The following is a 7,786-nucleotide window of genomic DNA, read 5'->3' as shown; positions in this document are numbered from 1 at the left end:
TCGTTCAAGATAATCTTGATGCTCCGGTTCCGCCTGCCAGAATGGACCGGCCGGCCGGATTTCTGTGACTACTTTGCCCGGCCATAGCCCAGACGCGTTCACTTCGGCGATCGTCTCTTCTGCCACCATGCGTTGGGCCTCCGAGGTGTAGTAGATCCCCGAGCGGTATGATGTCCCTCGGTCGTTACCCTGGCGGTCTACTGTCGTAGGATCGTGAATTTGAAAAAACATCTCCAGTAAGCTACGGAACGACAGAGTGTCCGGGTCGAACACGACCTCGAGGGCTTCCGCATGCGTCCCATGGTTACGATAGGTGGCATTCGGTACGTCGCCACCGCTATAGCCAACGCGTGTAGACCGCACACCGGGAAGCTTGCGAATGAGATCCTGCATACCCCAGAAACAACCTCCCGCCAATATTGCTGTTTCAGTTCGAGTCACGGACATCCCCCTTTAGTCGTACGCTTGTCGTCGGAAGTCTTCTATCTCGGCAGATCACCCCTCAGCCTTCCGCAACGAAAGAGCATTGATACAGAACCGTAACCCGGTCGGTTCAGGCCCATCCGGAAACACATGGCCGAGATGAGCATCGCATACATTACACATTGTCTCGATCCGACGCATGTCATAACTGTCGTCCTGGTGATAGGCGATGATGCCAGGCGCCACGGGTTGGACAAAACTGGGCCAGCCGGAATGGCTTTGATACTTGCCTGCCGCATCGAACAGTATTGTATTACAGCAAACGCACTGATACTGTCCCGGACTGAACAGCCGGCACATGTCCGAGCTGTGTGCCTGCTCAGTTCCCTTCAGACGTGTAATACGGAATTGTTCGTCGGTGAGAAGCGCGCGCCACTGAGTATCTGTCTTCTCTACTCGTCGCGGCGGAGGAGGATTGCCGTGACGAGCCAAGCGGAGCACATCATCCCATTTCAAAGGCTCCACTGAAGACGAATCGTCCTTCGCCCGATCCGCTGTGTTGGAATGGTCTTCATGCTGCATCGTAGATCCTCCATTGAGCGGCTGGATGAGGCACGGTAAGCTCTCCATAGTTCGCCGTCGATGATGACGACTGTTCGACCTTGCGGTCGCTTTTCACTGAAACCGCATTCGCCTCCACACGAATCGCTTCCGAGAGGATCACTTCCCGTTGCCGGGTGATGTCATCGGCACGACGAGCGACTCGCCCTCCTGTGACAGCAGAAACACCAGGAGCTTAGCCGCTTTGGTCTTACTCGCATTCTTGGAGACGACATGCGGTATCTTGGGAGACTCCTCCCAGCTCTGACCTTTCGTATAGGTCACGGGGTGCCCTCCCGCTAATTGAGAGACCACGGCCCCTTCCAAGACATAGGCGAACACCGAACCCGGATGGAAGTGCTGGTCGGATGCGGCGCCGGGCGCATACTCCACGGTGATCATGGGGCCTTCTTTGCCGGCCATGTCGGCCAACCGTTCCTTCAACAGGACCGACGCGGCATCCTCTGCCAGGGCGGTCTGTCCCAGCAACAGAGTCGCTCCTGCCAGTGCCGTCCACTGTAGTGTCTGTCTCGTGACAGCGCGGATAGATGCAAAGGTCATCATTGGCGTGCTCCCTTCTGCGCGATGCGGAGGACATTTTTCCCGCGCACGGGTTTCTGTTCATAGGCCTGTCGAAAATTCTCCATCGAGAAGACGGTACCCACGACAGGTCGAAGAGCCCCGGTATCGATGAGATGCGCGATATTCGCCAACTGATTTCGGCTTGGTTCGACGATGAAGAAAGCATCGCGCACCCGCTGTTCCTTCGACCCCTCCGCATCCGCCGCAACGGTCACCAGCCGACCACCCTTTCTGAGAACTGCCCATGAGCGATCTCTCGTGTCTCCTCCGACTGTATCGAGCACCACATCGACTTCTCGGACGACCGTTTCAAACGGCGTGATCCGGTAATCGATGACTTCATCGGCGCCGAGCGCCTTGACGAAGGCACTGTTTGCCGCTGAAGCCGTGGTGATTACGTGGGCGCTCTGATGTCGGGCCACCTGCACGGCAAAGCTGCAGACACCACCGGCTGCACCATGGATCAGCACCTGTTGTCCTGCCGAGAGGTGGGCGCGGTCGATAAGCGCCTGCCAGGCGGTCAAGGCTGAAATTGGCACCGCTGCGGCCTGAGTGTGTTCAAGTGTGACAGGCTTCGGGGCAATGTTGGCAGGAACGGTCACGCAATATTCCGCCTGCGCACCGTCTATGAACCAATTGCTCAATCCATAGATGGAAGCTCCTACCTGCATATCTTTGCAATCCGACCCGATCGCGTCAACGACACCTGAAAACTCGTGACCCGGAATAATCGGAAAGGGTCTCATTGTGCCTTCAGGAGTATGGAATGTGGGATACCAGTCGAACTCCGTGGGCGTGATGGCTGTGGCATAGACCTGAACGAGCACCTCGTTGTCTTTTGGAATCGGATTCGGTGCATCGTCATAAAGAAGCGACTCGGAGCCGCCCACGTGATGTAACCGTATCGCTTTCATAGGAAGAGCCTCATTGTACGGGAGTGGTCACCCCTCGGTTACGTCACCTGAACGTTAGAAAGAGGTCTGCGACTACTCGAGAGGTTTGTCCGAGCGCGTGGCGCACTGAACTCACCGATGCCCTTGAGCGTAACCATCGCAGGCTCGCTGACGGGCTGTGCCGGTCATGTCCCATACCATCCTACCACGACCAAGGATCGAACGGTTGATCGAATTCGCAGCCGACTGCCTGATCCAGCGTTCGGCAAATACATCGCTTGTTTCTGGGAACAGCGAAGCGCATACTGATTCGCCATTTTCGTCGCGACGGCAAGAAGGTGTGCCCGACGGTACTCTTGCCGCAGCCTGTTCTCTCAGCAGCCAAGAATCACCGCTCTTTCTCGAAGCGGAGATCCCAAATTGGTATCCAGAGGGTCGACTGAAGAGCCTTAGGGAGATGCATGAAAGAAAACCATGTTGTGACGGAATGCGCCGTATTTGTGGGTGTCAGCCTTGACGGGTTTATTGCGCGGTCGAACGGCGATCTTGACTGGCTGATGGGGGAGGGTGGCGGCGACAGCGCGGAGTACGGCTACAACGAATTCATCGCCGACATCGATGCGATCGTCATGGGCCGGAACACATTTGAGAAAGTGGTGACGTTCAGCAAGTGGTATTATGGCAACAAGAGAGTGGTCGTCCTCAGCAACCATCCTCTCGACTTGTCCCTCTCTCGAACTCACGGTGGCGTGGTTGAAGTGATGGCCGGGTCTCCGGCCGCGATTGTGTCCAAGCTTGCGGCCTCCGGCGCCGGCCGCCTGTACGTGGACGGCGGGATCACGATTCAGCAATTTTTGCGAGCCGGACTCGTCCACCGTCTGATCATCAGTCGTCTCCCGGTGCTTATTGGCAACGGAATTCCGCTCTTCGGTTCTCTCCAGCTGGACATCCGCCTCAATCATATCGCGACGCGTACCTATCCGGGCGGCATGGTCCAAAGTGAGTACCGTATCGTGAGTTGAGGCACTTATTGCATTTCCCACTAATTGCCCATCAAGCCCACCCGAACGCGACGTCGAGTGGGACCAAGGGGGAGAAATCATTTCTTTATCCCGCTGGATGAATCCCGTTGAGTTCTTTTAGGAGAAAATCTCGGACCTTTTCGCGCGCGTCTCGCGAAGGCCGTCCCGCCTCGCCCTGCGCTCTCCACGAACCGATCAGCGTGCTGTGCGCCTTGGCCGGCTTTCCTTCGAGTGTACGGTATGCGTTAGCGGGAATCTCGCCATTGATATAGCGATCGCCGAATTCGTCGCGCAGCGTTTTTTGTTTAGCAGGCGCCGACATGCAATCTGTTTCAAACCTCACCCCGTAGATTTTGGCAGCACTTTTCCTCGCGTACTGCAGATCGTCGGCCGACAGACCGAGAGATTGGCGGGCGGCATCCGTGTGCCACCAGAAAGGGAGAGGTAGCGACGGCTGGGCCACTACCGCGGCATTGACGCGAGGATGATTCAGCAGCGCGAGGGGCAATGGGCCGGTTAAACAGTTTCCGATGATGCCGATGCGCTGTTGAGTATGCCGTTCTCCAACCTTCCGCACCACATCCCGCAACCAATCCACAATAGGCGCGCTTCCCTCAGCGGGAAGACCCCATTCGCCGCCGGGGAAAAACTCCATTGATCCCTGGAACCAATAGGCCGCCAATCCTTTCGTAAGGGAAAACTTGCCTTTCTCGCCGAACAGCAGCGGCACGTAGACAGTGAAATCGTTCGAAAGCTCCTCCGCATAGGCAAGTGTCCCTGGAGACAGCCCGGTCAACTCATGGAGCAGAAGCATCGGAGGCTTGTCGGTGCCGTCATTCAGGCAGAACACCGAGTGTGTCATGCCTTGGTGCGAGAAGGGTCGGTCGAAACACTCGACCCAATTCCGTGTCGGCGTGCCTTCTTCTTTTGTATGCGGCGCGCACGTCCCAAGCTGCGCAGCCCCGCAGCCAGATAATAGCAAGGCAACCAGCATGGCCTGGAAAAGAGAGTAGGGTGGTCTTTCCATGGCCTTTTTTATCACAGTACTCGCTGAAAGATCGCAGATCTTGGCCTGCACGTGGAACGGGCCCCCTTTAGTAAACTCATTGTGCCCGCATGTTACCGACTATGAAGGGCGCTGTTGTGCCGGATGGTCTGGCGAGGAGGTGAGCCGGTTCTCTGCGCCGGCTCTAGTATGCTATTGTCCCTCATGCCGGATCCGACGCCATCCTTCACGCTGGTCGATGTTCCTGGGGCGGCGCCTCTCCTGGGTCACCTCCATGCGTACAAGACGCGTCCTCTCGACCAGCTCTGGACCTGGTGGCGCCAGCACGGCGATGCGCTGCGCTTTCGGCTCGGGCTGACGACGCGCTATCTGTTTAGCCATCCCGATCTCGCCGAAGCCGTGCTCGTCAAGCATACCGACCGATTTGCGAAAGTGTACGATCCGAGACGACCGTCCGGCCTGGCGTTGGTCTTGGGCACTGGGTTGGTCACCGCGTCGGGCGACGTGTGGAAGCGGCATCGTCGGATCATCCAGCCGATTTTCCACCGCGTTCGCATCGCGACCATGGTCGATCGGATGGCCCAGGTGGGCGAACAACGAATGGCCGGGTGGGCAACCAAGGAAGAACCGCCAGTCGACATCGCGGCCGAAATGCGGCAACTAACCCTCGAGGTCATCTCCCACACAATGTTCAGTACCAGCATGGCTCAACACATCGACCGGATCATCCATGCGTTACAAGTGAGCAGCCAGTACGCCATCGAGTCTGACAGTAATCCTCTGCTCCTTCCGTTGTGGATGCCCACCTCGCGCAGCCGTGCATTTCGTTCCGCGATGCGCTCCATGGACGAGTTGATCTATGGGTTGCTGGCCAGAAGGCGGCAGAGCGGCGAGCTGCATGGCGACCTCCTTGATGTGCTTCTCCACGCACGGGATGACGAGACCGGTGAGGGACTGACCGATCAGGAGCTGCGGGACGAAATATTGACCATCTTTGCCGCTGGCCACTCCACCACCGCCAATGCCCTCTCCTGGACCTGGTATCTCCTCGCGACGCACCCCGACGCGAAGGCACGGTTTCATGAGGAAGTGGATCGGGTGCTTCAAGGACGGACGCCGAGTGCCGAAGACCTTGAGCATCTTCCATATACACGCGCCATCTTCGAGGAATCGCTCCGTCTCTACCCGACGATCCCGCTTATCCCGCGTAAAGTGATGACACCCACTACCGTCCACGGCGTGTCCCTACCACAAGGCGCGCGTGTGTTGATCAGTCTCTACAATCTGCACCGCCATCCAGACTTTTGGCCACACCCCGACCAGTTTTTGCCGGAACGGTGGCTGGGCAGTGACCGACCATGTGCCCGCTATGCGTATCTGCCTTTTGGCGCCGGGCCGCGAGCCTGCGTGGGGCTCCATTTCGCGTCGGTCGAAGGGCTGCTGCTCTTGGCGCTCGTCGGTCGGCGCTACGATCTGCAGCTGGCCCAAGACCGTGTCGAGCTTCAGTTCATGGTGACCTTGCGGCCCAAAGGTGGCCTGCGCATGGCGCGTCAGCCACGGATCACACCGGCGGTCTCCGCTGCTCACGCGGACTAACCCCAGATCAAGAGATCGACGGAGAGGATGATTCAAGCATTAGCCGGATAGGGTCGACTTCGAGCCATCCTCGGTGGACACGGGGCCCTCACACATTGGTCTAGGAATGGACTCGGGTTGAGTCGGATTTCGAACCTGCACACACGCGCGTTGATGCAGGCCATCGTGAGTGGTCGCGTCTTCTCTCACATACCTATTTAGGAGAGAGTGTGATACCTTCCGCTGTCATGGTGACCCAGGAACCTGATGACTCAGAATTCATTCCTGCAACACCAACTGCCATCACCGCGGACTGGCTCACGCGGGTGTTACGTCGGGCCGGAATCCTCAAGCGCGCCACGGTCGTGGCCATTGATGTCCAGCCGGTCGCGGCCGGCAGCGGCTTCGTGGGGCAAACCGCTCGTCTCATCATTGAATACGATGAGCGGGAAGCAAGCGCTCCCGCCTCGCTCTTTGCCAAGCTGTCCTCCGCCAATCCTGCCGTAAGACAACAACTCCGGAAGGTGGGACTCTATGAGACCGAGGCAGGATTTTACCGCGAGGTGGCACCGCTGCCAGCCTTCCCGATGCCAGTCCCTCGTCCCTACCTCAGTCTCTATCACGAACAAACGGGTGAATGTCTCCTGCTGCTGGAAGATCTTGGTCAGGCGGAGTTCGGGGACAACCTCACCGGCTGCTCTTCGACGGATGCCATGGTCGTGGTCCGGCAACTCGGACGCTTGCACGCCCACTTTTGGGGCGCGCCCAAGCTCAAGCAGTGGCCGTGGTTACGTTCCCTCACCGACGAAGCCGAGGTCAGAATTGCCCTCTATCGAGCAATGTTACCCAAGTTCGAGCAACGGTGCAGCACCTTCGTGTCGTCACATTTGTTGGAGATCGCGAGACGGTTTGCGCTGCTCCTGCCCACCTATATTGAACGGATGGTGGACCGGCCGCAGACGCTCACCCATGGCGATTTCCGGGCCGACAATTTCGCCTTTGCAACCACACGCGGGGAACGACGTGTGACCGTCTTTGATTGGCAGGTTGCGCGGCGTGCGCCCGGCCCGCGCGATATGGCCTATTTTCTATCCCTCTCATTGGCGGTCGAGCAGCGCCGCGCGACGGAAGCCTCGCTCCTGAAGGTGTATTACGAGACCTTGGTGGCCCATGGCGTCGGAGGGTATTCCGCCGAAGACCTTCGATCGGATGTCGACGTCGGCCTGGGGTCTCCACTGACCATGTGGGTCATCGCCAGTGGCATGCTGGACTTCTCCAGTGAACGCGGGGCGGACTTGGTCAAGCAGGCCTGCGAACGGTTGGGCGCGGCGCTGGAGGATCATCAGTTCGCATCCTATTTAGACACATTGACCCCACGGGGCGCCGCTTCTACCGGCAAAAAGTCCCTTGAGAGACACGAAGCCTATTCCGCGGGCTACGATCCGCTGGTGTTGCAAGGTTTGGCGAGCCGGAATGCGGCTCGTGATGCTGCATTTTTCGTTCCGCATCTCAAACCAAACATGCACGTACTGGATTGTGGATGTGGGCCGGGCGGAATCACGGTCACTCTTGCGGCGCTGGTCCCGCAGGGACGAGTCGTGGGGATTGATATTGAGGACGGCCAGCTCGACATGGGCCGCCGAGAGGCGCAGCAGCGTGGGATCGGCAACGTCGAGTTCCATCAC

The 7,786-nt window shown here is 58.4% G+C and carries 8 protein-coding genes; 3 read left to right on the top strand and 5 right to left on the bottom strand.

The features are described from left to right. The 4 genes from msrA to ACOSYY_RS12845 all read right to left on the bottom strand — a co-directional run. Positions 1-447: peptide-methionine (S)-S-oxide reductase MsrA (gene msrA / locus ACOSYY_RS12860; RefSeq protein WP_421662857.1), on the bottom strand; the 447-nt coding region annotated here is incomplete at its 3' end. 48 nt (positions 448-495) lie between these two features. After that, complete coding sequence (msrB, locus tag ACOSYY_RS12855; RefSeq protein ID WP_421662856.1) at positions 496-1,005, bottom strand: peptide-methionine (R)-S-oxide reductase MsrB; 510 nt, start codon at positions 1,003-1,005, stop codon at positions 496-498. A 138-nt stretch (positions 1,006-1,143) separates the two neighbouring features. Continuing rightward, the gene (locus tag ACOSYY_RS12850) at positions 1,144-1,587 is read right to left on the bottom strand and encodes a cupin domain-containing protein (RefSeq protein WP_421662855.1); all 444 of its coding nucleotides are present in this window, start codon (positions 1,585-1,587) and stop codon (positions 1,144-1,146) included. After that, entirely contained in the window at positions 1,584-2,519 is a 936-nt protein-coding gene (locus ACOSYY_RS12845) for an NADP-dependent oxidoreductase (protein ID WP_421662854.1), read from the bottom strand. The genes ACOSYY_RS12850 and ACOSYY_RS12845 overlap by 4 nt, the downstream gene beginning before the upstream one ends. Before the next feature lie 440 nt (positions 2,520-2,959). On the opposite strand from ACOSYY_RS12845, the gene ACOSYY_RS12840 reads away from it, so the two are divergent. Beyond that, positions 2,960-3,520: a dihydrofolate reductase family protein gene (locus ACOSYY_RS12840; RefSeq protein WP_421662853.1), complete on the top strand. Its 561-nt coding sequence runs from the start codon at positions 2,960-2,962 to the stop codon at positions 3,518-3,520. Between the two features lie 85 nt (positions 3,521-3,605). Here the strand turns inward: ACOSYY_RS12840 and ACOSYY_RS12835 are convergent, their stop codons facing one another. Further along, entirely contained in the window at positions 3,606-4,547 is a 942-nt protein-coding gene (locus tag ACOSYY_RS12835; protein WP_421662852.1) for a hypothetical protein, read from the bottom strand. Positions 4,548-4,730: 183 nt separating this feature from the next. On the opposite strand from ACOSYY_RS12835, the gene ACOSYY_RS12830 reads away from it, so the two are divergent. Both ACOSYY_RS12830 and ACOSYY_RS12825 read left to right on the top strand, forming a co-directional pair. Next, positions 4,731-6,122: a cytochrome P450 gene (locus ACOSYY_RS12830; RefSeq protein WP_421662851.1), complete on the top strand. Its 1,392-nt coding sequence runs from the start codon at positions 4,731-4,733 to the stop codon at positions 6,120-6,122. Positions 6,123-6,331: 209 nt separating this feature from the next. Further along, positions 6,332-7,786 (top strand): phosphotransferase (locus ACOSYY_RS12825; RefSeq protein ID WP_421662850.1); only part of this gene is annotated, 1,455 nt, incomplete at its 3' end.

Source organism: Nitrospira sp. BLG_2 (assembly GCF_049222245.1).
This window is presented reverse-complemented; position numbering and strand designations above follow the sequence as displayed.

Excerpts from the sequence above, each read along its gene's own strand:
- msrB (WP_421662856.1), bottom strand. The coding sequence starts at position 1,005 with ATGCAGCATGAAGACCATTCCAACACAGCGGATCGGGCGAAGGACGAT.
- ACOSYY_RS12835 (WP_421662852.1), bottom strand. The coding sequence starts at position 4,547 with ATGGAAAGACCACCCTACTCTCTTTTCCAGGCCATGCTGGTTGCCTTG.
- ACOSYY_RS12850 (WP_421662855.1), bottom strand. The coding sequence starts at position 1,587 with ATGATGACCTTTGCATCTATCCGCGCTGTCACGAGACAGACACTACAG.
- ACOSYY_RS12840 (WP_421662853.1), top strand. The coding sequence starts at position 2,960 with ATGAAAGAAAACCATGTTGTGACGGAATGCGCCGTATTTGTGGGTGTC.
- ACOSYY_RS12845 (WP_421662854.1), bottom strand. The coding sequence starts at position 2,519 with ATGAAAGCGATACGGTTACATCACGTGGGCGGCTCCGAGTCGCTTCTT.
- ACOSYY_RS12830 (WP_421662851.1), top strand. The coding sequence starts at position 4,731 with ATGCCGGATCCGACGCCATCCTTCACGCTGGTCGATGTTCCTGGGGCG.